The 26,769-nt window shown below is 55.7% G+C and carries 24 protein-coding genes; 17 read left to right on the plus strand and 7 right to left on the minus strand.

Features of this window, described 5'->3' with window-relative positions:
• Positions 1 to 17: 17 nt before the first annotated feature.
• From tkt to rpiB, 3 genes are all read right to left on the minus strand, one after another.
• Positions 18 to 2,018 (minus strand): transketolase, encoded by a 2,001-nt coding sequence (gene tkt / locus BTJ39_RS15430; protein WP_078003584.1) that lies wholly within the window; start codon positions 2,016 to 2,018, stop codon positions 18 to 20.
• Positions 2,019 to 2,105: 87 nt separating this feature from the next.
• Complete coding sequence (gene tal / locus BTJ39_RS15435) at positions 2,106 to 3,056, minus strand: transaldolase (RefSeq protein ID WP_078003585.1); 951 nt, start codon at positions 3,054 to 3,056, stop codon at positions 2,106 to 2,108.
• Positions 3,057 to 3,371: 315 nt separating this feature from the next.
• Positions 3,372 to 3,830 (minus strand): ribose 5-phosphate isomerase B, encoded by a 459-nt coding sequence (gene rpiB / locus BTJ39_RS15440; RefSeq protein WP_078003586.1) that lies wholly within the window; start codon positions 3,828 to 3,830, stop codon positions 3,372 to 3,374.
• 428 nt (positions 3,831 to 4,258) lie between these two features.
• Between rpiB and BTJ39_RS15445 the strand changes: the two genes are divergently transcribed.
• The 7 genes from BTJ39_RS15445 (at position 4,259) to maeB (ending at position 13,535) form a co-directional block, all read left to right on the plus strand.
• Positions 4,259 to 5,599 carry an MFS transporter gene (locus BTJ39_RS15445; RefSeq protein ID WP_078003587.1) on the plus strand — a complete coding sequence of 447 codons (1,341 nt, stop codon included), beginning with the start codon at positions 4,259 to 4,261 and terminating at the stop codon, positions 5,597 to 5,599.
• On the plus strand, positions 5,596 to 7,335 hold the full coding sequence (locus tag BTJ39_RS15450; protein WP_078003588.1) for a dihydroxyacetone kinase family protein: 1,740 nt from the start codon (positions 5,596 to 5,598) through the stop codon (positions 7,333 to 7,335). Before BTJ39_RS15445 ends, BTJ39_RS15450 begins: the two co-directional genes overlap by 4 nt.
• Complete coding sequence (locus tag BTJ39_RS15455) at positions 7,332 to 8,108, plus strand: triose-phosphate isomerase family protein (RefSeq protein ID WP_078003589.1); 777 nt, start codon at positions 7,332 to 7,334, stop codon at positions 8,106 to 8,108. The genes BTJ39_RS15450 and BTJ39_RS15455 overlap by 4 nt, the downstream gene beginning before the upstream one ends.
• An 11-nt stretch (positions 8,109 to 8,119) precedes the next feature.
• Positions 8,120 to 8,935, plus strand: coding sequence for a sugar phosphate isomerase/epimerase family protein (locus BTJ39_RS15460; protein ID WP_078003590.1), 816 nt, complete (start codon positions 8,120 to 8,122; stop codon positions 8,933 to 8,935).
• Entirely contained in the window at positions 8,932 to 9,789 is an 858-nt protein-coding gene (locus BTJ39_RS15465) for a phosphogluconate dehydrogenase C-terminal domain-containing protein (RefSeq protein ID WP_078003591.1), read from the plus strand. Before BTJ39_RS15460 ends, BTJ39_RS15465 begins: the two co-directional genes overlap by 4 nt.
• 143 nt (positions 9,790 to 9,932) lie before the next feature.
• Positions 9,933 to 10,904 carry a sugar-binding transcriptional regulator gene (locus BTJ39_RS15470; protein WP_078003592.1) on the plus strand — a complete coding sequence of 324 codons (972 nt, stop codon included), beginning with the start codon at positions 9,933 to 9,935 and terminating at the stop codon, positions 10,902 to 10,904.
• A 351-nt stretch (positions 10,905 to 11,255) separates the two neighbouring features.
• Positions 11,256 to 13,535 (plus strand): NADP-dependent oxaloacetate-decarboxylating malate dehydrogenase, encoded by a 2,280-nt coding sequence (gene maeB, locus BTJ39_RS15475; RefSeq protein WP_078003593.1) that lies wholly within the window; start codon positions 11,256 to 11,258, stop codon positions 13,533 to 13,535.
• A 94-nt stretch (positions 13,536 to 13,629) separates the two neighbouring features.
• Here maeB and hemF read toward each other — a convergent pair whose 3' ends face one another.
• Together hemF and amiA are read right to left on the minus strand one after the other, a co-directional pair.
• Positions 13,630 to 14,538 (minus strand): oxygen-dependent coproporphyrinogen oxidase, encoded by a 909-nt coding sequence (gene hemF, locus BTJ39_RS15480; RefSeq protein ID WP_078003594.1) that lies wholly within the window; start codon positions 14,536 to 14,538, stop codon positions 13,630 to 13,632.
• A 46-nt stretch (positions 14,539 to 14,584) separates the two neighbouring features.
• Positions 14,585 to 15,457, minus strand: a complete 873-nt coding sequence (amiA, locus tag BTJ39_RS15485; RefSeq protein WP_078003595.1) for an N-acetylmuramoyl-L-alanine amidase AmiA — start codon at positions 15,455 to 15,457, stop codon at positions 14,585 to 14,587.
• Positions 15,458 to 15,658: 201 nt separating this feature from the next.
• Between amiA and BTJ39_RS15490 the strand changes: the two genes are divergently transcribed.
• From BTJ39_RS15490 to BTJ39_RS15535, 10 genes are all read left to right on the plus strand, one after another.
• A complete protein-coding gene (locus BTJ39_RS15490) occupies positions 15,659 to 16,084 on the plus strand; it encodes a GNAT family acetyltransferase (RefSeq protein ID WP_078003596.1) in 426 nt (141 codons plus the stop codon).
• A 9-nt stretch (positions 16,085 to 16,093) separates the two neighbouring features.
• Complete coding sequence (locus BTJ39_RS15495; RefSeq protein ID WP_078003597.1) at positions 16,094 to 16,549, plus strand: DUF2919 domain-containing protein; 456 nt, start codon at positions 16,094 to 16,096, stop codon at positions 16,547 to 16,549.
• A 64-nt stretch (positions 16,550 to 16,613) separates the two neighbouring features.
• On the plus strand, positions 16,614 to 17,231 hold the full coding sequence (locus BTJ39_RS15500; protein ID WP_078003598.1) for an RpoE-regulated lipoprotein: 618 nt from the start codon (positions 16,614 to 16,616) through the stop codon (positions 17,229 to 17,231).
• Positions 17,232 to 17,455: 224 nt separating this feature from the next.
• Entirely contained in the window at positions 17,456 to 18,469 is a 1,014-nt protein-coding gene (locus BTJ39_RS15505; RefSeq protein WP_078003599.1) for a sulfate ABC transporter substrate-binding protein, read from the plus strand.
• 1 nt (position 18,470) lies between these two features.
• Positions 18,471 to 19,307, plus strand: coding sequence for a sulfate/thiosulfate ABC transporter permease CysT (cysT, locus tag BTJ39_RS15510; protein WP_078003600.1), 837 nt, complete (start codon positions 18,471 to 18,473; stop codon positions 19,305 to 19,307).
• Positions 19,307 to 20,176, plus strand: coding sequence for a sulfate/thiosulfate ABC transporter permease CysW (gene cysW / locus BTJ39_RS15515; protein ID WP_078003601.1), 870 nt, complete (start codon positions 19,307 to 19,309; stop codon positions 20,174 to 20,176). Before cysT ends, cysW begins: the two co-directional genes overlap by 1 nt.
• The gene (gene cysA / locus BTJ39_RS15520) at positions 20,166 to 21,254 is read left to right on the plus strand and encodes a sulfate/thiosulfate ABC transporter ATP-binding protein CysA (RefSeq protein WP_078003602.1); all 1,089 of its coding nucleotides are present in this window, start codon (positions 20,166 to 20,168) and stop codon (positions 21,252 to 21,254) included. The genes cysW and cysA overlap by 11 nt, the downstream gene beginning before the upstream one ends.
• Positions 21,255 to 21,334: 80 nt before the next feature.
• Positions 21,335 to 22,216, plus strand: a complete 882-nt coding sequence (cysM, locus tag BTJ39_RS15525; protein ID WP_078003603.1) for a cysteine synthase CysM — start codon at positions 21,335 to 21,337, stop codon at positions 22,214 to 22,216.
• A gap of 100 nt (positions 22,217 to 22,316) precedes the next feature.
• Positions 22,317 to 23,000, plus strand: a complete 684-nt coding sequence (locus BTJ39_RS15530) for a response regulator transcription factor (protein ID WP_078003604.1) — start codon at positions 22,317 to 22,319, stop codon at positions 22,998 to 23,000.
• On the plus strand, positions 22,997 to 24,355 hold the full coding sequence (locus tag BTJ39_RS15535) for an ATP-binding protein (protein WP_078003605.1): 1,359 nt from the start codon (positions 22,997 to 22,999) through the stop codon (positions 24,353 to 24,355). Before BTJ39_RS15530 ends, BTJ39_RS15535 begins: the two co-directional genes overlap by 4 nt.
• A gap of 50 nt (positions 24,356 to 24,405) precedes the next feature.
• On the opposite strand, the gene crr is transcribed toward BTJ39_RS15535, so the two are convergent.
• Together crr and ptsI are read right to left on the minus strand one after the other, a co-directional pair.
• A complete protein-coding gene (gene crr, locus BTJ39_RS15540; protein WP_078003606.1) occupies positions 24,406 to 24,909 on the minus strand; it encodes a PTS glucose transporter subunit IIA in 504 nt (167 codons plus the stop codon).
• Positions 24,910 to 24,952: 43 nt separating this feature from the next.
• Positions 24,953 to 26,680 carry a phosphoenolpyruvate-protein phosphotransferase PtsI gene (gene ptsI, locus BTJ39_RS15545; RefSeq protein WP_078003607.1) on the minus strand — a complete coding sequence of 576 codons (1,728 nt, stop codon included), beginning with the start codon at positions 26,678 to 26,680 and terminating at the stop codon, positions 24,953 to 24,955.
• Positions 26,681 to 26,769 lie beyond the last annotated feature (89 nt).

Genomic DNA, 26,769 nt, shown 5'->3' on the forward strand with positions numbered 1-26,769 from the left:
TGTGCGTCAGCGAACAGTTAAACCGGCTTCAGCAGCTCTTCAGCATGGCTGATAATATTCTCGACGGTAAAGCCGAAGGCGGTAAACAGCTTATCTGCCGGAGCGGATTCGCCGAAGGTGGTCATGCCGACAATTCTGCCGTTCAGGCCAACGTATTTGTACCAGTAGTCGGCAATACCGGCTTCCACCGCGACGCGGGCGGTCACCGTTGCAGGCAGCACCGATTCGCGATAGGCCGCATCCTGCTTATCAAACAGGTCGGTTGACGGCATGGAAACAACCCGAACTTTATGTCCGTCGGTACTCAATTTCTCCTGCGCTTTAAGGGTAATTTCTACCTCAGAGCCGGTGGCGATCAGGATGATTTCCGGCGTACCCTCGCAATCTTTCAGCACGTAGGCGCCGCGCGAAATATTTTCCAGCTGCTTTTTATCACGCTCCGGCTGCGCCAGGTTCTGCCGCGACAAAATCAATGCCGTCGGACCGTGGTGCCGTTCAATGGCGTGTTTCCAGGCTACGGCGGTCTCAACCTGATCGCAGGGGCGCCAGACGCTCATATTTGGCGTGACCCGCAGGCTGGCCAGCTGCTCGACCGGCTGGTGCGTCGGACCATCTTCACCCAGTCCTATCGAGTCGTGGGTATACACCAGAATCTGACGGGCTTTCATCAGCGCCGCCATACGCACCGCATTACGTGCATATTCAACGAACATCAGGAAGGTGGCGGTGTAGGGAACAAAGCCACCATGATGGGCGATGCCGTTGGCGATAGCGGTCATGCCGAATTCACGGACGCCATAGTGAATATAGTTACCGGCGATATCTTCATTAAGCGGTTTGGAGCCGGACCAGATGGTCAGGTTACTCGGCGCCAGGTCCGCTGAGCCGCCAAGAAACTCTGGCAGCAGCTTACCGTAAACTTCCAGCGCATTCTGTGAAGCTTTGCGGCTGGCGATTTTCTGCGGATTAGCCTGTAGCTGTTCGATAAACTTCTGCGCCTGAGCTTGCCAGTCGTTTGGCATACCACCCTGCATCCGGCGGCTATACTCTGCCGCCAGTTCCGGATGGGCCGACTTATAGGCCGCGAACTTATCCTGCCAGCTTTTCTCACGTTCGGCGCCGGTTTTTTTGGCATCCCATTCGGCGTAAATTTCTTTCGGGATTTCAAACGCCGGATAATTCCAGCCCAGCTTTTTACGGGTCAGCGCCACTTCTTCTGCACCCAGCGCCGCGCCGTGGGCTTCTTCTTTACCGGCTTTATTGGGTGAGCCGAAGCCAATGATGGTGCGGCAGATGATCAGCGATGGCTTGTCAGTAACGCTCTGCGCTTCTTTGATCGCTTTTGCCACCGCCTGTGAGTCGTGTCCGTCGACATCGGCAATAACGTGCCAGTTATAGGCTTCAAAGCGTTTTGCCGTATCGTCGGTAAACCAGCCCTCAACTTCACCGTCAATCGAAATGCCGTTGTGATCGTAAAAGCCGATCAGCTTGCCGAGGCCAAGGGTGCCGGCCAGAGAGCAGACCTCATGGGAGATGCCCTCCATCAGGCAGCCGTCGCCCATAAATACCCAGGTGTGATGATCGACGATATCGTGGCCGGGGCGGTTAAACTGCGCGCCCAGCGTGCGCTCGGCGATGGCCAGACCTACGGCGTTTGCCAGCCCTTGCCCCAGCGGGCCGGTGGTGGTTTCAACGCCCGGCGTATAGCCGATTTCCGGATGGCCCGGCGTTTTTGAATGCAGCTGGCGGAAATTTTTAAGCTCTTCGATCGGCAGATCGTAACCGGTCAGATGCAGCAGGCTGTATAGCAGCATCGAGCCGTGTCCGTTGGAGAGGATGAAGCGATCGCGATCGCTCCACGCCGGATTCTGCGGATTGTGCTTGAGAAAATCGCGCCACAATACTTCCGCAATATCAGCCATACCCATAGGCGCGCCCGGGTGGCCTGAATTTGCTTTTTGCACGGCATCCATACTCAGCGCGCGAATTGCGTTAGCCAGTTCTCTATGTGAGGACATGTTCTTCTCCGTTGGCTTATAAAAAAATGCGGGGGTCAGCGCCCCCTGTAAATATGCTAAGGGCGACTTGCGCCGCCCTTGAGGTGTTTACAGTTTTGCGGCCAGAACGTCTTCCAGCTTCTGCTGATCGACGGCGAACTGCCGGATACCCTCGGCCAGCTTTTCCACCGCCATCGGGTCCTGATTGTGCTCCCAGCGGAATTCTGATTCTGAAAGCGGAGCGGGTTGGTGGAAACCTTCGGTCGACGGCGTCAGCTTACGCTCAACCGGCGCGTCACTGGCCTGCAGTTCCTGTAGCAGGTTAGGGGAGATAGTTAAGCGATCGCAGCCTGCCAGCGCGATAATCTGCTCCACTTTACGGAAGCTGGCGCCCATGATGACGGTGTTGTAGCGATGCTGCTTATAGTAATCATAGATTTTACGCACCGACTGTACACCCGGATCTTCATCAACCACGTAAGGGTCAAGCGGCTTGCGGCTATTGTACCAGTCGTAAATGCGGCCAACGAAAGGCGAAATCAGAAATACGCCGGCCTCGGCGCAGGCGCGCGCCTGCGCAAACGAAAACAGCAGCGTCAGGTTGCAGTTAATGCCGTTTTTTTCCAGTTCAGCCGCCGCGCGAATGCCTTCCCAGGTCGAGGCCAGCTTGATCAGTACCCGCGAGCGGTCGATACCGTGGTCTTCGTACATGCGGATCAGCTTTTCCGCTTTGGTGACGCACATGCCGCGGTCAAACGAGAGGCGGGCGTCAACTTCGGTAGAGACGCGGCCCGGAACGCTTTTCAGGATTTCCATGCCAAGGTTGATGGCGACTTTGTCGCTGGCATTGATAATCTGCGTTTCTTTACTGCCGCCCTGCTTTTTGGCGAAGTCGATAGCATCGGTAATCAGGTGCTTATATGAGTCAAGCCCGGCGGCTTTAAGGATCAGCGACGGATTGGTGGTAGCGTCTTCAGGGTTATAGTGCCGGATAGACTCAATATCACCGCTGTCCGCGACCACGGTGGTGTACTGTTTTAATGCTTCTAGCTGGTTCATCTCTTAACTCCTTGATACGCAATTTCATTTAATTGCGAAATAATTTTCACAAACGAACACATTGCACCAGGCTCATGAAGATGAAAATGCGCTTTTTCTGATTATTGCGATGGGCTTACCCGATTCAGCAAGCGTAATTAATCCACCGCTGCGATCAACGTTACGCGAAAAAGGAACAGCGTCTGGTATTTCAGCAGCGCGAAAATCGTGCAGCCTGAAGATGCACGACATCCGACGTCAGGGAGCTGGTTGTCAGTTCACTAAGCTTAGCAGAAGGCACGTGACCCTGGGACTTTGTACCGTGACAATCAGTGCTTATTTTGCCTGAGCCTGTTGCTCGTAATGGCCGATTTTGTCAACTTTAGCCGTTGAGCCGCCGCCTTCAAATTCTGAATTCAGCCAGGCATTGACGATGGTCTTTGCCAGTTCAGGCCCGATGACGCGCGCACCCAAGGTAATAACCTGGGCGTTGTTGCTTTTACGCGCCCGCTCGGCAGAGTAGGTATCGTGACACTGCGCAGCGCGCACGCCCGGTACTTTATTGGCAACGATTGCCATACCGATTCCGGTGCCACAGATCAGTATGCCGCGTTCGAACTGACCCTCTTTGATGGCTGTGGCGACGCTGTAGGCGACGTCCGGGTACATGGTATTGTCCGTCCGGGCATCGCTGCTGTAATCAGATACCGCGATATTCTTTTCCTGCAAAAAAGCTTTAATCAGATTTTTCAGTTCAAGCGCCGCGTCATCGGCGCCAATCGCAATTGATTTCATCGCTCACTCCTCAGGTTTCTATTGAGGTCGCTGTACTGCTGACAACGATCCTGTCGGGTAGGGAATTAGCCTGCCACAACATCGCTCATATGTTCAATACCTGTTCATTTGTTTTTTTAATATTTGCTTATTGGTGCCCGTAAATTAGCAAAGTGAAGCGGATTAATCGGTAAGTAAGGGCAGAAAACGGCGAATAATGAAACTTCATGAGCAGGATCACAGTTTTCAGGCGGGCTGTTGGGTTTTGAACATTTATAATAGTAATGTTCATTTGTTCGCGCAGTGATAATACAGACAAGAAGACCCAACGAGGACTCAATCATGCGTTACAGCCTTTTCTATTTTTTACAACACCCGCTTCTGATTGCCGCCGGTAACAGATTGCCTGATACCAGTAAAAGCATTACCTGCCTGGCCGGAGGTGAAAAATGAGTATTCAGGCTTCCTCTTCGGCGGTTGAAACCAGTGCGATCCGCAAAATCTCACTGCGACTGGTCCCGTTCGTCGCACTGATGTTCTTTATCAACTTCCTCGACCGTACCGCCATTTCCTTTGCCGGTCCCAACGGTATGAACCAGGATCTGGGCATCACCGCCGCTCAGTTTGGCCTGGCATCCGGGGTGTTCTTTATTGGCTATATCCTGCTGGAAGTGCCAAGCAACCTGGCTCTGCATCGTTTTGGCGCCCGTAAGTGGCTGGCGCGCATCATGATCAGCTGGGGGATTGTTTCTTTACTGTTTGCCTGGGTGAGCAGCCTGCCGGGTCTTTACACCTTGCGCGTTCTGCTGGGGATTGCCGAAGCAGGATTTTTCCCCGGCGCTATCCTTTATCTCAGTATGTGGGTACCGGCCCGCCATCGCAGTAAGGTGCTGTCACTTTTCTATCTGGCGCAGCCCCTGACCGTGGTATTTGGCGCGCCGCTGGCGGCCGCGCTGATTGAACAGCACGGGCTGTTTGGCATGGAAGGCTGGCGCATCATGTACCTGGGGGTGTCAATTCCGGCAATTTTGATTGGCGCGGTCACGCTGTTCTGGCTGGTTGATTCACCGCGTGATGCCAAATGGCTGGATAAGGAAGAAAAGCGCTGGCTGATTAGCGAGCTGGAAAAAGAGAATAAGCGTAAAAGCGATGTTAATCATCCCAGCGTGCGAACCGTAATGACTAATGGGCGCGTCTGGATGCTGTGCCTGATTTACTTCGGCTTTATTTACGGCCTGTATGCGCTGGCATTTTTCCTGCCGACCATTATCAGCGGCTTCCAGCAGCAGTTCGGCACCACCTTTAACGTGATGCAGAAGGGCGTCATTACCGGCGTGCCTTACCTGATTGCCGCCGTAGTGATGTTTTTCTGGTCGAAAGATGCCTCGCGTCGCGGCTGCAAAACCTGGCATATCGCGCTGCCTGCGCTGGCGGGCGGCATCAGCGTACCGCTGGCGCTGTATATGAATACGCCGATGGCGACGATTCTGGTGATTTCAATCACCGCCAGCGCCATTTTTGCCGCCTTGCCTAATTTCTGGACTTTGCCGACGCAGTTTTTGACCGGCGCCTCGGCGGCGGCGGCGATTGCGTTGATCAATACCTTAGGGAATATCGCCGGTTTCTCTGCGGGCTATCTCACCGGCATGCTGCACGATGCCACCAACAGTTACACCCTGCCAATGATGGTTGTGGGCGGATTTATGCTGCTCTCGGCGCTGCTGATGTTGTTGCTTAACGCCAGCGGTAAGAGCAAGCCAGCCCAACTTGCACAGGAGCATTCACAATGACCTATTTGTTTAACCAGCCCTCGGCCTTTGCCAGTGAATTAATTGAAGGCTTTGTCGCCGCAAATGCCGACAAAGTGCGCCAGGTTTCCGGCGGCGTGGTGCGTAGCACCCGCAGCCAACCAGGAACGGTGGCGGTTGTCATCGGGGGCGGGTCTGGCCACTATCCGGCATTTGCCGGGCTGGTTGGTCAGGGGCTGGCGCACGGCGCGGCGATGGGCAACCTGTTTGCCTCGCCGTCTGCCCAGCAGATTTATAACGTCGCGCGCGCGGCAGAAAACGGCGCCGGCGTGCTGCTCACATTTGGTAACTATGCCGGTGACGTATTGCACTTTGGTCAGGCCTGCGAACGCCTGAAGGCTGAAGGCATTCCCTGTGAGATCGTTACCGTTACCGACGATATTTCCAGCGCCAGGCCTGAAGAGATTGAAAAGCGTCGCGGCGTAGCCGGTGATTTGACGGTGTTCAAAGTCGCCAGCGCCGCCGCCGAAGCCGGGCTGAGCCTGGACGAAGTGACGGCGATGGCGCGCCAGGCTAATGCACGTACTCGTTCGCTGGGCGTGGCCTTTTCTGGCTGCACGTTGCCAGGCGCGGAACAGCCGCTATTTGAGGTCGCCAAAGGCACGATGGCGCTGGGGATGGGGATCCACGGTGAGCCGGGGATCAGTGATACCGAGGTGCCGCGTGCTGATGCGCTGGCGGAACTGTTCGTTGAGCGTCTGCTACAGGAATTACCACCGGGCGTGACCGAAGCGAAAGGGCAGCGCTGTGCGGTGATCCTTAACGGCCTGGGGTCGGTGAAATATGAAGAGCTGTTTGTGGTTTACCGTCGCATAGCCCAACTGCTGCAAGAGCATGGTATTGAGGCAGTCGAACCCGACGTCGGCGAATTCGTCACCAGCTTCAATATGGCTGGCGCCTCCCTGACGCTGATGTGGCTGGACGCTGACCTGGAAACATACTGGCGTGCCCCCTGTAACACGCCGGCCTACCGTAAAGGCAGCGTAATAAAGGCGGAGCCGCTGAGCGCCGCAGAACGCGAAGTGGTGGTGCAGGAAGATATTCCGCCCGCTTCTGATGCGGCAAAACGATCCGCTCGCTGCGTGCTGGCGCTGTTGGAAACCGTTGCGCAAACCATCAATGACAACGCCCAGGAACTTGGCCGTATTGATGCTGTGGCTGGCGATGGCGATCACGGTATTGGCATGGCGCGCGGGGCGAATGGCGCGGTGGAAAAAGCGCGTGAAGTTGCCCGGCGCGATGCCGGCGCCGGAACCCTGCTGTGCCGCGCCGCCGATGCCTGGGCCGATAAGGCCGGGGGAACCTCCGGCGCGCTCTGGGGCGTGGCGCTGAATGCACTGGGTACGGCATTGGGCGATGAACTGGCGCCGGATGCCGAACGCGTAGCGCTGGGGGTTACTCATGCCAGAGAGGGCATTATGCACTTTGGTAAAGCCAAACCCGGCGATAAGACCATGGTTGACGTGCTGGTGCCGTTCAGCGATACGCTCAATCAGCAGGTGGCGCAAGGGGCCTCGCTGGTCGATGCCTGGCTCGCGGCGGCGGCGGTTGCGCAGCAAAGCGCCCAGGATACCGCGCAGCTGTTGCCGAAAATGGGCCGGGCGCGTCCGCTGGCAGAGAAGAGCCTGGGCACCCCTGATGCCGGTGCAATATCGCTGGCTTTGATCGTTGAGGCCGTCGGTAAGCTACTGCAAAGCAATCAGGGAGGTGCGGCATGACTCAGCCCGCAATCTGGCTTGGCGTTAGTCTGAAAATGTATTTCGGCTATCAGCAAACCCTGAACTGGAGCCAGGCGGTGGCCGGGATTGCCCGCCAGCATCCGGCGGTAAAGAGCGGGGAGGTCGGTTTATTTATTCTGCCCGCCTTTCCCGCGCTGACCGCGATTAAAGCCATCTTTAACGATACGCCGGTGCGTGTGGGCGCGCAGGACATCTGCCATGCAGAAAACGGCGCCTGGACTGGTGAAGTCAGCGCCAGCATGCTGGCGGAGATCGGCTGTAGCCTGGCGGAGATCGGCCATGCCGAGCGTCGCCGTTATTTCTTCGAAGATGATGCCACTATCGCCGCCAAAGTCGCCATCGCGCTGCGCCATGACCTGACGCCGGTGCTATGCCTCGGCGAGCCGGATCGGGTCGATCCACAGCAGGCCATCACGGTCTGCACGCAGCAGGTGGAAGCCTATTTACAGGATGCGCGGGCGCAGGGGTTACAGGGCGAGGTGATTCTCGCCTATGAACCGCAGTGGGCTATTGGCGCGCCTCAGCCGGCGCCGGATGACTATATCCGAACCGTGTGCGCCGGGCTGAAAAAACTCACCGCGCAGGGCATTTCACTGCGGATTATCTATGGCGGCAGCGCCGGACCGGGTCTGTTGCAGCGGCTTGACGGCGACGTTGAAGGACTATTTCTTGGGCGTTTTGCCCACGACCCGGTAGCGCTGCGTCAGATTATTGATGAAGCTGCCGCGTTGGTTAATCGCTCGCTAAGTTAAGGAGAAAGCAGATGGCCATTGGATTGAGTACCTATGCCTACTTCTGGCGGGCATCGCAGCAGGTGCCTCAGCCATTGTCGTTGGCGCAGATGTTGCAGCAAACCGCCGACCTCGGCGTTTCACTGTTCCAGATTTGTGATTACGCCCCCATTGAAAGCTGGTCTGATGAGCAGCTGCAGGCGCTTCGTCGTCAGGCTGACCAACTTGGCATGACGCTGGAGCTGGGAACCCGCGGACTGGATAGCGCGCAGCTGACGCGCTACCTGCACATTGCGCAAATTCTTGGCGCCCGCGTTATTCGTTCGATGTTTAACAGCGCCACTCAGCGCCCGACTGAACAGCAGGCTTCTGCGCTGCTGGGCGCGATTTTGCCCGCCTTTGAGCGTCAGCGGGTCGCACTCTGTCTGGAAACCTATGAGCAGGTAAAAAGTCACACCCTGATGGCGGTTATTAATCATCATCCCTCTGATTATTTAGGGATTTGCCTGGATCCTGCCAACTGCGTCGCAGCCCTGGAATTACCAGAGCAGGTGATTGAAAACACCGCTGACCGGGTACTGAATCTGCATGTGAAAGATTTCGCTTTCTCAAGACGCGATGGCTGGGTCGGCTTTACGCTGGCAGGCTGTCCGCTGGGAGAAGGACTGCTTGATTATGATGCCATGATTGCCCGGGTTCGACCGCAGCAAAAAGGCATTAACCAGATCGTCGAACACTGGCTACCCTGGCAGGAAAACGCGGAAAAAACCTGCCAGCAGGAAGCGATCTGGACGCAACACAGCATCGATTTTTTACGTAGTAAACAAGATCAGGAGCAACAATCATGAGCAGTGAATTAAAGACCATCACCGTCATTGGTGCCGGCGGAAAAATGGGAATGCGCATTTCCGCTAATTTTCAGAAAAGCGATTACCAGGTATTTTACAGCGAAAATTCACCGCCGGCGCAGGAAAACGTAAAGGCGCAGGGGCGCGAGCTCTCTGACGCTGCCAGCGTCGTGCCGCTGAGCGATGTGGTTATTCTGGCGGTGCCGGATATCGTGTTGGGCAAGGTTTCAGAACTGATCGTGCCGCAGATGAAGTCCGGCGCAATTTTACTGACGCTTGACCCGGCAGCAGCCTATGCCAATCTGATCGCCCAGCGTGCTGACATTCGCTATGCGGTTGCCCATCCCTGCCATCCATCGGTATTTTTGCAGCGCTATACCAAAGAAGAACACGCCGATGCTTTTGGCGGCGTCGCTGCTATTCAGCACGTTGCGGCCTCTTTTGAAGCCGGCAGCACCGAGGAAAAAGCCGAGCTGAGCAAGGTTATTAGCGTCATGTATGGACCGGTTGAAGAGGTCCATTGGGTAACCGTTACCCAACTGGCCTATCTGGAGCCGACGCTGGTGGAAACCGTAGCCTGCATGGTCGGCGCCTTTATGAAAGAAGCGCTGGATGAAACGGTCAAACATTCCGGCGTACCGGAGGAAGCGGCAAAAGCCATGCTATACGGGCATATTCAGATTGCCCTGGCGGTCGCCTTCCGCGCCACTAACCCGTTTTCCGATGCCTGTATGATTGCCATGGAATATGGTCGTGAGAAGATCGTTAAGCCTGACTGGAAACAGATTTTTGACCAGAAAGAGCTGGATATCGTTATTGCCCGGATGCTGAAAATCGACGCTATCCGTCGCTGATAGCGTGATTAACGCGGCGGCTTGTGCGTCAATATCTGGCGAAACAAGCCGCATCGGTGTTATAAATCCTCCTTTACTGGCGGCGGTTGCGCGCCAGCCCCGCTTGATATTTCAGGCATCAACCTGGCGAGAACAGAGATCGGATGGAAAAAAACACGCTTTCTCAGGATACCGAACTGCTGACCGAAATTGCGGTAGCCTACTATCAGGATGAAATAACCCAGGAAGAGATTGCGCGTAAGTTTGGTATTTCACGAATTAAGGTAGGACGCCTGTTAAAACGCGCGAAGGAAGAGGGCATTGTTGAAATTAACGTCCGCTATCATCCGGTATTCAGCACCCGACTTGAGCAGCAGCTGCTCAATCGCTTCCCCCATATGCAGCGGGCGCTGATTGCCCTTGATAATCAGGATGAAGAAGAGCAGCGTCGCCAGGTCGCCGCGTTAGTGTCTTCCCACCTTGGTCAGTCCCTGAAGGAAAATAACGTTGTGGCGATTGGTCAGGGACGTAACGTCGCTGCGGTTGCTGACTACCCCGGCCAGGTGCCGGTGCGCTACTGCCATTTTATCAGCAGCATTGGCGGTACCCATCGTCCCGGCGATGCGATTAATGCCGATCATATTAGCCGCCGCATGGCGCGCAAGTTCGGCGGCAACAGCGAAACGCTGTATGCGCCAGCCTACGTGGAAAATCGCGCGTTGCGAGATGCTTTTATGCAAAATGGCACCATCAAAGAGACCCTTGATCGGGCGCGTAAAGCGGACGTAGCCATCGTCGGTATCGGCGACATGAATGAAAACAGCTATATGGTTAAACTTGGCTGGTTTACCCCCCATGAAATCATTGATGCCAGCCTCAATCAGGGCGTCACCGGCGATGTCGCAGGCTATGACTTTTTTAATGCCCAGGGCGAGCACGTTGATACGGTGATGAACGATCGCGTCATTGGTTTGAGCATTGAAGAGCTACGCAAAATCCCCTGCGTGATCGCCATTGCCGCTGAAAACACCAAGGCGATGGCGATACTCGGCGCGCTGCGCACCGGCGCTATTGATATTATCGCCACCACCGCCCAGAACATCCGCACCATCCTCAATATGACGCAACAGGCTTAATCCTCGCCGCCAGGATTAAGCCGAAAATACACGCGCCAGCCGCTCGCCTTTGCAGACATTGCGCTTAACCTGTTTGAGCGCGCCGTGGTGCCTGTTAGCGCCAGGCTGCGCTGGCAGGGTAACCGTTACCAGTTACCGTCTGGCCTGCGTTGTCTTCTTCGCCATTTTTTCCTTATCCTCCGGGCGTCTGGCCTCTGACGCTGCATTTCTGCGGGCGGCGAACCTTATCCGAATGACAACAAAAGCCCAATAGTGAGCCTGCGTTGTCATTTTTTCGTCCCCTGTCGTAGTTTGTGGTGTTGTTTCGCTTCTATAGTTATCAACCAGGTAACATGACAACAGGAGTAGCGAATGGACGACCAACTGAACCAGAGTGCGCTGGATTTTCATCAATATCCGGTTCCGGGGAAAATTCAGGTAACCCCGACCAAACCTCTGGCGACGCAGCGCGATCTTGCGCTGGCTTATTCACCGGGCGTGGCCGCACCTTGTCTGGAAATTGCCGATGATCCCCTGGCGGCACATAAATACACCGCGCGCGGCAATCTGGTGGCGGTGATTTCAAACGGTACGGCGGTGCTCGGTCTGGGAAATATCGGCGCGCTGGCCGGCAAGCCAGTGATGGAAGGCAAAGGCGTGCTGTTTAAAAAGTTTGCCGGTATTGATGTCTTTGATATTGAAGTCGACCAGACCGATCCCGATAAGTTTATCGAGGTGGTATCAGCGCTGGAGCCAACCTTTGGCGGTATCAATCTCGAAGATATTAAGGCGCCGGAATGCTTTTATATTGAGAAAAAATTACGCGAGCGCATGAACATCCCGGTGTTTCATGATGACCAGCACGGTACGGCGATCATTTGCAGCGCCGCAGTGCTTAACGGTCTGAGCGTGGTGAAAAAGAATATTTCCGACGTGCGCCTGGTGGTGTCGGGCGCCGGAGCATCGGCGATAGCCTGCATGAACCTGCTGGTAGCGATGGGAATGAAGAAGCACAATATCACCGTGTGCGACTCTAAAGGCGTTATTTATCAGGGGCGCGAAGAGAATATGGCGGAGACCAAAGCGGCCTACGCCGTGGCGGATAATGGCAAGCGCAAGCTGGAAGAGGTGATTGAAAACGCCGATATTTTCCTCGGATGTTCCGGCCCCGGCGCCCTTAGCCAGCAGATGGTTAAGCTTATGGCGCGTGACCCGCTGATCCTGGCGCTGGCAAATCCGCAGCCGGAAATTCTGCCGCCGCTGGCAAAAGAAGTGCGCCCCGATGCCATTATCTGTACTGGCCGCTCGGATTATCCCAATCAGGTTAATAACGTGCTGTGCTTTCCGTTTATTTTTCGCGGCGCGCTGGACGTTGGCGCCACGGCGATTAACGAAGAGATGAAACTGGCGGCGGTCAAGGCCATCGCTGAACTGGCGCAGGCGGAGCAGAGTGATGTGGTGGCTTCGGCTTATGTCGACCAGGATCTGACCTTCGGCCCGGAGTATCTGATCCCTAAACCCTTCGACCCGCGCTTGATTGTGCAGATCGCGCCCGCGGTAGCGCAGGCGGCGATGGATTCCGGCGTGGCGACCCGTCCAATTGAGGATATGGAAGCCTACAAAGATAAGCTGGCGGAGTTTGTCTACAAAACCAACCTGTTTATGAAGCCGATTTTCGCCCAGGCGCGCAAAGAACCTAAAAGGGTGGTGCTGGCGGAAGGTGAGGACATTCGCACCCTGCATGCCACCCAGGAGCTGATTAGCCTCGGCCTGGCAAAGCCGGTGCTGATTGGTCGTCCAGGCGTTATTGAAATGCGTCTGAAAAAACAGGGGCTGAAAATTCAGCCCGGCAAAGATTTTGAAGTGGTGAATAACGAGTCCGATCCACGCTTTAAGGCTTACTGGAACGAATACTATCAAATCATGAAGCGTCGCGGAGTGACCGCCGAGCAGGCGCAGCGCGCGCTGATTGGCAATCCTACGCTGATTGGCTCGATTATGGTGCATCGCGGCGAAGCGGATGCGCTGATTTGCGGCACCATCGGCGACTACCATGAGCATTTCCGGGTACTGGAAGACGTATTTGGCTACCGTAAGCAGCAAAAAGTCGCTGGCGCGATGAACGCGTTGCTGCTGCCGGGGGGCAATACGTTTATCGCCGATACCTACGTCAACGCCGATCCTACGGCGGAGCAGCTGGCGGAGCTGACGCTACTGGCGGCGGAAACCGTTCGTCGCTTTGGCATCGAGCCGCGCGTGGCGCTACTTTCCCATTCCAGCTTTGGGAGTTCTGATGCGCCTTCGGCGCGGAAAATGCGCGAAGCGCTGGCACTGATCCAGCAGCGGGCGCCGGAGCTGGAAGTGGACGGTGAAATGCACGGTGATGCGGCGCTGCTGGAAAGTATCCGTAAAGACCTGATGCCGGATAGCCCGCTGAAAGGCTCGGCGAATCTGCTGATCATGCCGAACATGGAGGCGGCGCGCATCAGCTACAATTTGCTACGCGTTTCCTGTTCGGAAGGGGTGACGGTGGGGCCAGTGCTGATGGGTATGACCCGTCCTGTGCATATTCTGACGCCGATAGCCTCGGTACGCCGCATTGTTAATATGGTCGCGCTGGCGGTGGTTGAAGCGCAAACCGCGCCGCTATAGTGGGTTACGGGCGGGCGGCCTCGCGTTGCGCCCGCATCCGCCATTAACGCCTGCCCCCGGCTGCAATCTGGCCGGGGCATGCCATCAGGCAGCATCAAATCCACTCTTTTACCGGCAGAAATTCGCTATAAAGTCTGGCTTCTTCCGAACCGGGCTGCGGCTGGTAGTCATATTCCCAGCGTACCAGCGGCGGCATTGACATCAGAATGGACTCGGTGCGCCCGCCAGTTTGCAGGCCAAAGTGGGTGCCGCGATCCCACACCAAATTGAATTCAACGTAGCGGCCGCGGCGATAGAGCTGGAACTGACGCTCACGCTCTCCCCAGGCAAGGTGCTTGCGCCGGGCGACGATCGGCAGATAAGCCTCCAGAAACCCGCGCCCTACGGCCTGGGTAAAATTAAAACAGTGTGCAAAATCTGGCGTATTCATATCATCGAAAAACAGGCCGCCAATGCCGCGCTGTTCGTTGCGATGAGGCAGATGAAAATATTCATCACACCATTTCTTATAGCGTGGATAGAGCGCATCGCCAAAAGGCTGACAGAGCTGGTGAGCGGTACGATGCCAGTGCTTAGCATCTTCTTCAAAGCCATAAAAAGGGGTCAGATCAAAGCCGCCGCCGAACCACCATACCGGGCTGGCGCCGGGCTTTTCCGCGATAAAAAACCGCACGTTGGCATGACTGGTCGGCACGTAGGGGCTTTCAGGATGCACCACCAGCGACACGCCCAGCGCTTCAAAACTCCGGCCTGCCAGCTCTGGCCGATGGGCGGTGGCGGAGGCGGGCATCTGCTCGCCATGGACGTGCGAGAAGTTGACCCCGGCCTGCTCAAACACCGCGCCCTGACGCAGTACGCGGCTGCGTCCGCCGCCGCCGCCCGCGCGCGTCCAGCTATCTTCGTGGAATCCGACCTTGCCGTCTTCATCGGCGAGCTGCTGACAAATATCTTGCTGTAGCTGTAACAGGAACTGTTTGACCCTGGCGATATTGGGAGAACTCATGGTTTCCTTGCTTGCTAAAAAAATGACCCGGTGATTATACGCTATTTCATCGTTCCGGACGCCTGCCGTTGCCGTCAACTTCGTCAAAGAAGCTGATGATGCCGTCAACAATGGCGCTGGCTATTTTCTGCCTGAAGGCGGTGGTATCCAGCAGGCGTTCTTCCTGCGGATTGGTAATAAATGAAGTTTCGACCAGAACCGACGGGATCGAGGGTGATTTCAGCACCGCGAAAGCGGCTTGCTCGGTATGCTGGCTGTGCAAGGGATGGATTGGCCTTATCTGATTCAGAACGTGCTTGCCCAGCGTCAGGCTATTTTTTATCGTGTCGGTCTGCACCAGATCGAACAAAATCTCCTGCAGATAGTGATCTTTGGCTTCCACCTGGGCTCCGCCGACCTTATCCGCCGCGTTTTCGCGATTGGCCAGATATTTCGCCATGGTGCTGCTGGCGCCGCGATTAGACAGGGCGAACACTGAGGCGCCGTGGGCGCTCGGACTGGTAAAGCCATCGGCGTGAATCGACATAAACAGATTGGCCCCGTGCTGATGGGCTATCTCAACCCGCTCATAAAGCGGAATGAAATGATCGCTATCGCGGGTTAGCCGAACCTCAATTGCGGGATGGTGCTGCAACAGCGTGCGGATATGACGGGCAATATCCAGCACCACGTGTTTTTCTTCCGACCCCTCTTCGCCCAGGGCGCCGGGATCGATACCGCCGTGACCGGGATCGATCATCACAATCTTTTTCCCGCCGGCAGCGGGGCGTTTCGGCTGGCTATGGTTGCCAGTCAGCCGCAGCCGGGAATGCTCTGCACTGGCAAAAGCAGATTTTGTTCCGGTCAGCGCCAGCGCCAGGCCGCAAAGCAGCAGTTGGCGACGCGAAACAAGGGGCGTGAGAAATTTAATCGGTTTCACAATGGCGTCCGTTAATAAACACTGCTCATTGTTATATCGTAACGTTTGTGATTACGCGACGTCCGTTGTATTTCAGGTATTTACTTTTTATTTCAGCTGACAAATAGCCCGGGTTTTTTTACCTCTGCGACCAACGAGGCTTGCGCATCGGCGAGAATGCGTGATAATCAGCAGAATCTGCGACTTAACAGGATATAAGCCATGGAAATCCGCGCGTTTCAGCAGGACGATTTTGAAGAGGTTATCACTTTGTGGGACCGCTGCGATCTGCTGCGCCCGTGGAACGATCCCGAGCTGGATATCGAGCGCAAGATGAGCTACGACCCCGACCTCTTTCTGGTGGCGGTGGTCGGCGGTGAAATCGTCGGCAGTCTGATGGGCGGCTATGATGGCCATCGCGGCTCCGCCTATTATCTCGGCGTGCATCCGGACTACCGTGGTCGCGGTATCGCTAATGCGCTGGTCAACCGGCTGGAGAAAAAGCTGATTGCGCGCGGCTGCCCGAAGATCAACCTGATGGTGCGCCAGGAAAACGATGCGGTCATCGGCTTTTATGAAAAGCTGGATTATGACATGGTTGACAGCGTCACCCTCGGCAAGCGCCTGATAGAAGATCGCGAATATTAATTCCACATCATGCTGAAATACCCGCCCGATGCCTGGGATGCCAAAGGGCAGCTCAGGCTTCCTTTATCTTACTGGCTGATATTGCTGCTGCAGGCGCGCAGCTGGGTGCTGTTCGTTCTGGCTGGCGCTTCCCGTCAGCAGGCCAGTGCGATGCTGGCGCTGTTCTATCCGGATCCGGGCGACCTGTGGGTCGGTCTGATATGGGGGATTCCGGCGGCGATTGGCTTTTTGCTTAGCGGCTGGCGCCAGCGCTTTCCGCGTATCTGGCGCGGCTGGCGTTGGGTATTAGCGGCTGCGCTGCTGGCGTCTTTTATTCATCAGTGTTTCGCCGCCAGCCAGGATATGGCGCTGGTTACGCCGTGGATGATACTGACGGGCATCGCAGATCTGCTGGCGCTGGTCTGGCTGCTGTTGGATCGTCGGCTGCGCGACTGTTTCAATCCGCGCTTTAACCATGCGGAGTAAACTTTTTGCCGCCGCCAGACTCAAAGCAGTTCGGCGATCGCGCCTTTGATTGAAAGGAGTATTCATGAAGTCTGTTTCCCTGGCGTCTGTTTGTGCCGCCATACTGCTGGCCGGTTGCGCAGGTTCCGGCACATCCACTCCCGCTGCAGATAGCGCCAGCTGGTATAACCCGCTGTCGTGGCACTGGTCTGCGCTTAATCCGGTCAGCTGGTTCGGTTCCACGCCGGAAGTGACTGAGCAGGGGGTCGGAAAGATAACTGCCGCGACGCCAATGACGGAAGCGGCCATCAGCAAGAGCCTGGGTGGCGACTATCACCTGCGTAAAGGGATGCGCGGCGACGGTGGCAAGGTGAGTACGTTTTGGCAGGCGCTCAGCGATGGCAAGGTGAAAATGGAAATCAGCGGCCAGAGCAGCGTTAGCCGGGTGGTCGTGATGGACGATAAGGTGAGCGGCCCTGGCGGTGTGAAATTAGGCGTGCCCTTCAGTACGCTGTACAGCGAAGCTTTTGGCGCCTGTAAACTGGCGGGCGATCGCGAGGGCAGTGATGTGCGCTGTCAGGCGCCCGGCAGCCAGCACATTTGGTATCAGTTTACCGGTGAGTGGCACGGCCCGGAAGGTTTGATGCCGGATAATGCTACCCTGAAAAAATGGCGCCTGAATAAAATCATCTGGCAGAGCTGATCACGGTTCTGACAGTGCGGCGGCTCAACGCCGGGCCTGCCGTAGTGCCGGCCGCTGGCGCTGGCTGCCTGTTACCAGGCCTTTGCATATCCAATGCCAGCAGCTTATAGCTTTTTACGCTTTTAAATCACTAAAGAGTATATAAAACCGTTACAACTTTCCCCTGTGTTATAAATAAACTGGCATCCTGACACATACAGCCGGATTGACACACAGGGTGCAAAATGACGCAAATAACCATAAAAAAAATAGCCAGCGCAACGGCTTTAACGCTGATGCTGGCAGGTAGCGTTCAGGCAACGGAATTACTTAATAGCTCCTATGACGTCGCGCGCGAACTGTTTGTCGCCCTGAACGGGCCTTTTGAAAAACAGTGGGATAGCCAGCACCCTGATGACAAATTAACCATTAAGCAATCTCACGCCGGCTCATCGAAGCAGGCGTTGGCCATTTTGCAGGGGCTAAAAGCCGACGTGGTTACTTATAACCAGGTTACCGATGTGCAGATCCTGCACGATCGCGGCAACCTGATCCCCGCCAACTGGCAGCAGCGCTTGCCCAATAACAGCTCGCCGTTTTACTCGACGATGGCGTTTTTGGTTCGCAAGGGTAACCCTAAAAATATCCACGACTGGAGCGATCTGGTCAAAAACGACGTTAAGCTGGTGTTCCCTAATCCAAAAACCTCCGGCAACGGCCGTTACACTTATCTGGCCGCCTGGGGTGCTGCCAGCCAGGCTGATGGCGGCGATCGCGCTAAAACCCAGCAGTTTATGACCCAGTTTTTGAAAAACGTGGCGGTTTTTGATACCGGCGGGCGCGGTGCCACGACCACATTTGTCGATCGCGGATTGGGCGATGTGCTGATCAGCTTTGAGTCTGAGGTGAATACTATTCGCAATCAGTATGCCGATCAGGGCTATGAAGTGGTGGTGCCGAAAAGCGATATTCTGGCGGAGTTCCCGGTGAGCTGGATTGATAAAAACGTTGAGCGCAACAATACCAGCGCGGCGGCAAAAGCCTATCTTAACTACCTCTATTCTCCTGCAGCGCAAAAGATTATTACCGGCTTTTACTACCGGGTAAATAATCCCGAGCTGATGGCAGAAAATAAAACGCGCTTCCCGCAAACCCGGTTGTTCAAGGTCGAGGATCAGTTCGGCAGCTGGGATCAGGCGATGAAAACCCACTTCGCCAGCGGTGGCGAGTTGGATAAATTGTTAGCTGCGGGACATTAAAATGCTATTTGCCAGCAGTAAACGCGTGCTGCCAGGGTTTGGCATCAGTCTCGGCAGCAGTCTGTTTTTTACCTGCCTGATTCTGCTGCTGCCGCTCAGCGCGCTGCTGATGCAGCTGTCGCAGATGACGCTGGCGCAATACTGGCAGGTAATCACCAACCCGCAGATCGTTGCCGCCTATAAGGTCACGTTGCTCGCTGCCGGCGTGGCCTCAATTTTTAACGCTTTCTTCGGCATGCTGATGGCGTGGATCCTGACGCGTTACCGCTTTCCCGGGCGCAGCCTGTTGGATGGCCTGATGGATCTGCCGTTTGCCTTACCGACGGCGGTAGCCGGTCTGACGCTGGCCGGCCTGTTTTCCACCAATGGCTGGCTGGGCAGCGGATTATACGCATGGTTCGGTCTGAAAGTTTCCTACACCTGGCTTGGCATCGCGGTCGCAATGGCGTTTACCAGCGTCCCCTTCGTGGTGCGTACCGTGCAGCCGGTGCTTGAGGAGCTCGGGCCGGAGTATGAAGAGGCGGCAGAAACGCTTGGCGCCACGCCCTGGCAGAGTTTTCGGCGCGTGGTGCTGCCTGAAGTCGCCCCGGCGCTGCTGGCAGGAACGGCGCTCTCTTTTACCCGCAGCCTGGGTGAGTTTGGCGCGGTGATTTTTATCGCCGGCAATATTGCCTGGAAGACTGAGGTGACCTCGCTGATGATTTTTGTCCGTTTGCAGGAGTTCGACTACCCGGCGGCCAGCGCTATTGCATCGGTTATTCTGGCCGCATCGCTGCTGCTGCTGTTTGCTATTAACACCTTACAAAGCCGCTTCGGCCGCCGCATTGGAGGCCACTGATGGCAGATAGCTCACGGATTATGGCGCACGATCGGATTAACTGGGGCAGGGTGGTATTGATCGCCCTCGGCATTGTGCTGTCGTTATTGCTGCTGGTGGTACCGCTGGTCTCTATTTTCGTGCAGGCGCTGGCTAACGGACTGGGCGCGGCGTTAGCAAACCTCGGCGATCCTGATATGCTGCATGCCATCTGGCTGACGGTGCTGGTGGCGCTGATTACCGTTCCGGTTAATCTGGTGTTTGGCACGCTGCTGGCGTGGTTGGTGACGCGCTTTAGCTTTCCCGGACGCCAGCTGTTGCTGACGCTGTTTGATATTCCGTTTGCCGTATCGCCGGTGGTTGCCGGGCTAATCTATCTGCTGTTCTGGGGCGTTAATGGCCCGATAGGCGGCTGGCTCGATGCGCACAATCTGCAACTGATGTTTTCCTGGCCGGGCATCGTGATGGCGACGGTATTCGTTACCTGTCCCTTTGTCGTGCGCGAGCTGGTGCCGGTAATGTTAAGTCAGGGAAGTCACGAGGATGAGGCTGCGGTGCTGCTTGGCGCCTCAGGCTGGCAGATGTTTCGCCGCGTAACGCTGCCCAATATTCGCTGGGCATTGTTGTATGGCGTGGTGCTGACCAACGCGCGTGCGATTGGCGAGTTTGGCGCGGTATCGGTGGTTTCGGGGTCGGTACGCGGCGAAACCTATACGCTGCCATTACAGGTTGAATTACTGCATCAGGATTACAACACCGTGGGCGCGTTTACCGCTGCGGCCTTGCTGACCCTGATGGCGATCCTGACACTGTTTCTGAAAAGCGCACTGCAGTGGCGGCTGGAAAGCCAGCGCCAGCGCTTGCAGCAGGAGGTTAATAATGAGTATTGAAATCAATCATATCAGTAAAGCTTTTGGTTCAACGAAAGTGCTGCATGATATTTCTCTGGATATTCCCTCCGGGGAAATGGTAGCGCTGCTCGGGCCATCTGGCTCCGGCAAAACTACCCTGCTGCGCATTATTGCCGGTCTGGAAAGTCAAACGCAGGGCGCGCTGAGCTTTCACGGCAAAGATGTAACCCGGCTGCACGCCCGCGATCGTCAGGTCGGCTTCGTCTTCCAGCACTATGCACTGTTCCGCCATATGACGGTGTTCGATAATATTGCTTTTGGTCTGACGGTGCTGCCGCGACGTCAGCGTCCGGGGGCAGCGGCCACCCGGCAAAAGGTGATGCAGCTGCTGGAGATGGTGCAGCTGGCGCATCTGGCAAACCGCTATCCTGCCCAGCTTTCCGGCGGGCAGAAGCAGCGGGTGGCGCTGGCGCGTGCGCTGGCGGTTGAACCGCAGATTCTGCTGCTTGACGAACCTTTTGGCGCGCTGGATGCGCAGGTGCGTAAAGAGCTGCGCCGCTGGCTGCGCCAGCTCCATGAGGAGCTGAAGTTTACCAGCGTGTTCGTGACTCACGACCAGGAAGAGGCGATGGAAGTAGCGGACAGCGTCGTGGTGATGAGCCAGGGGCACATTGAACAGATAGGATCGCCGCAGGACGTATGGCGCGAGCCAGCCACCCGCTTTGTGCTGGAATTTCTTGGCGAGGTTAATCGTTTCGACGGTCAGGTGCAGGGCTCGCAATTCTCCGTCGGCGGCCAGCGCTGGCCGCTGGGTTACACGCCCGCCTGGCAGGAGCAGGTTGATCTCTTCCTGCGCCCGTGGGAAGTGGACGTAAGCCGACAGCAAGCGCCGGATACGCCGCTGGCCGCGCGGGTGATCGAAGCCAGTCCGAAAGGGCACTTCTGGCAGCTGCAGCTGCAGCCTCAGGGGTGGGACGCCGAGCCTTTTAGCGTGGTGTTTGACGGTTCGCAAACTGCGCCTTTGCGCGGTGAGACGCTGTACGTTGGTCTGAAGCAGGCGCGGGTTTATCATGGTGAAACGCCGCTACGTCAGGTTGCCTTTGCGCAAAGCGCCTGATATTTTCTTTTTATCTCAGAGGAGGTCAGGTTTTGCCTGGCCTTTTTTTATCCGTCCACTTTGCTTGTCAGGAACCTATCGTGACGACGCTTGAAAAAACTATCGGCAGCACGCCTCTGGTCCAGCTACAGCGCCTGACGCCGGATAATGGCAGTGAAATCTGGGTAAAACTTGAAGGTAATAATCCTGCCGGTTCGGTAAAGGACCGTGCCGCGCTGTCTATGATCCTGCAAGCCGAAGCCCGCCATGAGATTAAACCCGGCGATACGCTAATTGAGGCAACCAGCGGTAACACCGGTATCGCGCTGGCGATGATTGCGGCAATGAAGGGCTACAAGCTGCGGCTGCTGATGCCCGATAATATGAGCGAAGAACGACGTGCGGCCATGGCGGCCTACGGCGCCGAGCTGATTCTGGTGTCCCGCGAGACTGGCATGGAAGGCGCGCGCGACCAGGCGCAGGAGATGGCGGCGCGTGGTGAAGGGAAAGTGCTCGATCAGTTTAATAATCCCGATAATCCGCTGGGGCACTATCTGACCACCGGTCCTGAAATCTGGCAGCAAACCAGCGGCGTACTGACGCATTTTGTCTCCAGCATGGGTACCACCGGCACCATTACCGGCGTTGGCCGCTATCTGAAAGAACAAAGCGATAGCGTGCAAATAGTCGGCCTGCAGCCCTCTGAGGGCAGTAATATTCCCGGTATTCGCCGCTGGCCGCAGGCCTATCTGCCCGGTATTTTCCGCCCTGAGCTGGTTGATGAAATTCTTGATATCGGTCAGGGCGAAGCCGAAGACATCATGCGTCAGCTTGCCAGCCGCGAGGGGATCTTCTGCGGGGTCAGTTCCGGCGGGGCGGTTGCCGGTGCGTTGCGTATTGCCCATGCGCTGCCGGGAAGTAAAATCGTTGCTATTATTTGCGATCGGGGCGATCGCTACCTGTCCACCGGCGTATTCAGCTAAGGCCCGTCTTGCTGCGGCGAACTGTAAGAATAGCGTAAAACCGGCTGATAATCGGGCAGCATCGGGTGACAATAGGCAGATCAGTTGCTGGAGAACGCCGATGAAGATTTTGCTGGTTGATGATGATGTTGAGCTCGGCACCATGCTGAGCCAGTATCTGATTGCTGAAGGATTTGATGCGTCGCTGGTGCTGAGCGGCAAAGCGGGCGTAGAGGGCGCGCTGTCGGCTAACTACAGCGCGGTTATTCTCGACATCATGCTGCCGGACATGAGCGGTATCGATGTGTTGCGGCAGATCCGTCAGCAAAACCGCCGCCTGCCGGTGATTATGCTGACGGCAAAAGGGGATAATATCGACCGGGTCATCGGCCTTGAGATGGGCGCGGATGACTATGTGCCCAAGCCCTGCTATCCACGCGAACTGGTAGCACGCCTGCGCGCCGTGCTGCGCCGCGTTGACGACGTACCGGACATTCAGGACAAAAAAGGCATTGTTCAGTGGCAGGCGTTGACGCTCAATCCCGCCACGCGCACCAGCGAATGGCAGGGCAAGCCGTTCGATCTCACCGCTTCGGAATTTAACCTGCTTGATATACTGATACGCTCGCCGGAGCGCGTGGTGTCCAAAGATGAACTTTCCGAAAAGGGTCTGGGTCGTCAGCGGGAAGCCTACGATCGCAGCGTTGATGTGCATATCAGCAATATCCGCCAGAAGCTGTCTGCGCTGACGCAGGCCAGCGTCAATATTGAAACCGTGCGCAGCATCGGCTATCGCATCCGATGAAAGCGCGCTTTCGCGGTCGCCTGTTCTGGAAAATACTGTTTGGCTTCTGGCTTACTTTTATTCTGGTGAGCCAGCTTTTGTGGTTGGGATTTCAGTTTTACGGTCACCACCGTGAACCGCCGGAATATAAGGCGGCCCGACGCATCGTCGATATACAGATGGCCTCGGCGGTCGCCGTTTTGCAGCGCGGTGGGCTGAGCGCGCTGAACGATATGATGGCTGGCTGGCAGCCTGATGACCGTCGGTTTTTTTCTGTCATTCAGGTAAAAGATCTGCCGAAAAGCGCGCCGCAGCCACCGATGGATAATATCAACGACAATGGGCCGTTCCCCGATGAGGTGATTGAATGGGTCACCGTTGCCGATGGCAAACATTACCGCCTGCGCTATGACGTTAAAGGTTTACGTCGCGATAATGACATTAGCGGTGGGCCGCATCCTCACATTCTCAATATTCCCATGCCGATGTTTTATCTCGCAGGGGTAGGGGGGCTGCTGTTTAGCCTGATTCTGGCATGGAATCTGACCCGGCCGATGCGCCAGCTCAGCGAAGGGTTCTCCCGCGTTTCCGCCGGCGACCTTGCGGTGCGTCTGTTTCCGCGCATGCGCGGTCGCCACGATGAGCTGTCGGTGGTGGCAAAGGACTTTGATGCCATGGTTGAACGGCTGTCGGTGTTAATTAATGCCCGGGAAGCCCTGCTCCATGATATCTCCCATGAGCTTCGCTCGCCGCTGGCGCGGTTACAGCTGGCGACCGGCCTTGCCCGCCAGCTGCCGGATAACGTTGCCGGTTCGCTGGACAGGATTGACGAAGAGGCGCGGCGGCTCGATAAAATGATCGGTGAAATACTCACGCTCTCCCGCGCCGGCTATGACAGCCTGCCGGACGAGCGCTACTTCGATTTGCTGGGGCTGGTTGAGGCCGTCACCGACGATGTGCGCTACGAAGCTCAGGTTCCCGGCGTTGAGATCGTACTGAATGCTAATAGCCAGGACGACTATACGGTACGAGGCAATGCAGAGCTGATTCGCCGCGCGGTAGAAAACGTGCTACGGAACGCGTTACGATTTTCGCAGCAGGGAGAGCAGGTTCATATCGATCTGCGTAATGAGGACGACTGGCTGGTCATTGCGGTACGGGACAGCGGGCCTGGCGTTGTCTCCGATAAGCTTTCCAGCATTTTCGATCCCTTTGTCAGGGTTAATTCGCCGCTGATGGGTAAGGGATACGGTCTTGGTCTTTCAATCGTGCGTAAAGTGGTGCTGGCCCATCACGGTGAAGTTCAGGCGATTAACCACAAGCTGGGCGGGCTGGTATTGACCATCCGCCTGCCGCACTGGGCTGCTGATGAATAACAAAAAAAAACGGCACCATTTCGGTGCCGTCGTCGTTTCTGGCTGACTGCTTACTTCTTAATTCGAATGACCGGGGTTTCACCAAGGGTGACGGAGCCAGAGAGTTTTACCAGCTCTTTGATTTCATCCATATTGGAAATAACCACCGGCGTCAGCGTTGATTTGGCCTTCTCTTCGAGCAGCGGCAAATCAAATTCGATGACCACATCGCCTTTGCTTACCTTCTGGCCTTCTTCCGCTATACGCTTAAAGCCTTCGCCTTTAAGTTCGACGGTATCAACGCCGAAGTGGACGAACAGCTCAATGCCGTTATCCGATTCAATCGAGAAAGCATGGTTAGTTTCAAAAATTTTGCCGATCGTACCGTCCACTGGCGCAACCATTTTGTTACCGGAAGGTTTGATCGCAATACCGTCTCCGACGATTTTTTCGGCAAACACTACGTCCGGAACGTCTTCGATGTTTACTATTTCGCCTGATAACGGTGCGACGATCTCAATGGTTCCTGATGTGCTATCCGATTTATCGCCAAAAAGTTTAGAAAACAAACCCATGATCTTCTCCTAAGCTGTAATTTTGGGTCAGCGTCTCGCGGTATCAGCAGAGAGTTTTTTCTTCAATGAATTTGTTGACCAGATTCATTAATTCGTCGGCGGTAGGTTGAGTCAGCGCCTGCTCTGCTAATGCCTTCGCATCTTTGAAAGTCGTATTACGAATAATTTTCTTGATGCGCGGGATAGAAATGGAACTCATGCTGAACTCGTCCAGACCCATACCCAGTAGTAACAGTGTAGCACGTTCGTCTCCTGCCAGCTCGCCACACATGCCAGTCCACTTGCCTTCAGCATGAGACGCATCAATAACCTGCTTGATAAGCGTCAGCACCGATGGTGACATCGGGTTGTAGAGATGGGAGATAAGATCGTTGCCACGATCGACCGCCAAAGTGTACTGCGTCAGGTCGTTGGTGCCAATACTAAAGAAATCGACTTCTTTCGCCAGGTGATGGGCAATCACCGCCGAGGCGGGCGTCTCAACCATGATGCCGACTTCGATGCTTTCATCAAAGGCTTTGCTTTCGCTACGCAGCTGCGCTTTAAGGGTTTCCAGCTCGTTTTTCAAAAAGCGCACTTCCTCAACGGAAATAACCATCGGAAACATAATGCGCAGTTTGCCAAAGGCTGAAGCGCGCAGGATAGCGCGCAGCTGAGCGTGCAGAATTTCTGTGCGGTCCATTGCAATGCGGATGGCGCGCCAGCCGAGGAAGGGGTTTTCTTCCTTAGGCAGATTCATATAAGGCAGGTCTTTATCGCCGCCGATATCCATGGTGCGTACGATAACTGCCTGTGAACCCATTGCTTCGGCCACGGCTTTGTACGCCTGAAACTGTTCTTCTTCGCTGGGCAGTGAATCGCGGTCCATAAACAGGAACTCGGTGCGATACAGACCGACGCCTTCAGCGCCGTTACGTTCGGCGCCAGCGATATCGCGAACCGTACCGATATTCGCCACCACTTCGACCTGGTGACCGTCCAGAGTGATTGCCGGCAGATCTTTTAGCTTAGCCAGCTCGTTTTTCTCTTCCTGGTACTGTTTCTGAATCGCTTTCAGTTCGTCAATTTTCTCGGCGGTTGGATTAACGTAGATTTGGTTGTTAACCCCGTCGAGGATCAGGAAATCACCATTGTTGACGCTGTTCGTAATATTGCCGGTGCCGACAATAGCCGGAAGCTCCAGCGAGCGCGCCATGATTGACGTGTGCGAAGTACGACCGCCGAGATCGGTGATAAAACCCAGCACCTTTTTAAGATTCAGCTGGGCGGTTTCAGATGGCGTTAAATCTTTCGCCACCAGAATAGATTCGTGCTGGATAGCGCTGAGGTCGACAATGTGCAGACCAAGAATGTTTTGCAGCAGGCGCTTGCCGATGTCACGCACATCGGTGGCACGCTCTTTCAGATATTCGTCGTCGAGCTCTTCAAGAGCCTTTGCCTGGCCTTCAATCACCGAAAAGGTGGCGGCGTCGGCGGAGGCCAGTTCGTCTTTAATCAACGAGATGATTTCTTGCTCCAGCTCCTCATCTTCCAGCAGCATGATGTGGCCTTCGAAGATCGCTTCTTTTTCTTCGCCGAAGGTTTCTCCTGCTTTAATTTTTATTGCTTCAAGCTGCGTCGAGGATTTGGCGCGGGCATCGAGAAAACGCTTAACTTCCGCGTCGGTATCATCGGCGGAAATTTTTTTGCGATTGATGACAATTTCATCTTCTTTCAGCAAAAGCGCTTTGCCAAAAGCCATACCCGGTGATGCTAAAATGCCTGAAATCATAACCCTACCTTTTATAATCTTGAGAATCACCCGATGAGGTTAAGCGATGGATACATCGTTTAAACCACCTGGCATGGCGGTACGGCCAA

This window comes from Izhakiella australiensis (genome assembly GCF_002006995.1).
Classification (GTDB): domain Bacteria; phylum Pseudomonadota; class Gammaproteobacteria; order Enterobacterales; family Enterobacteriaceae; genus Izhakiella; species Izhakiella australiensis.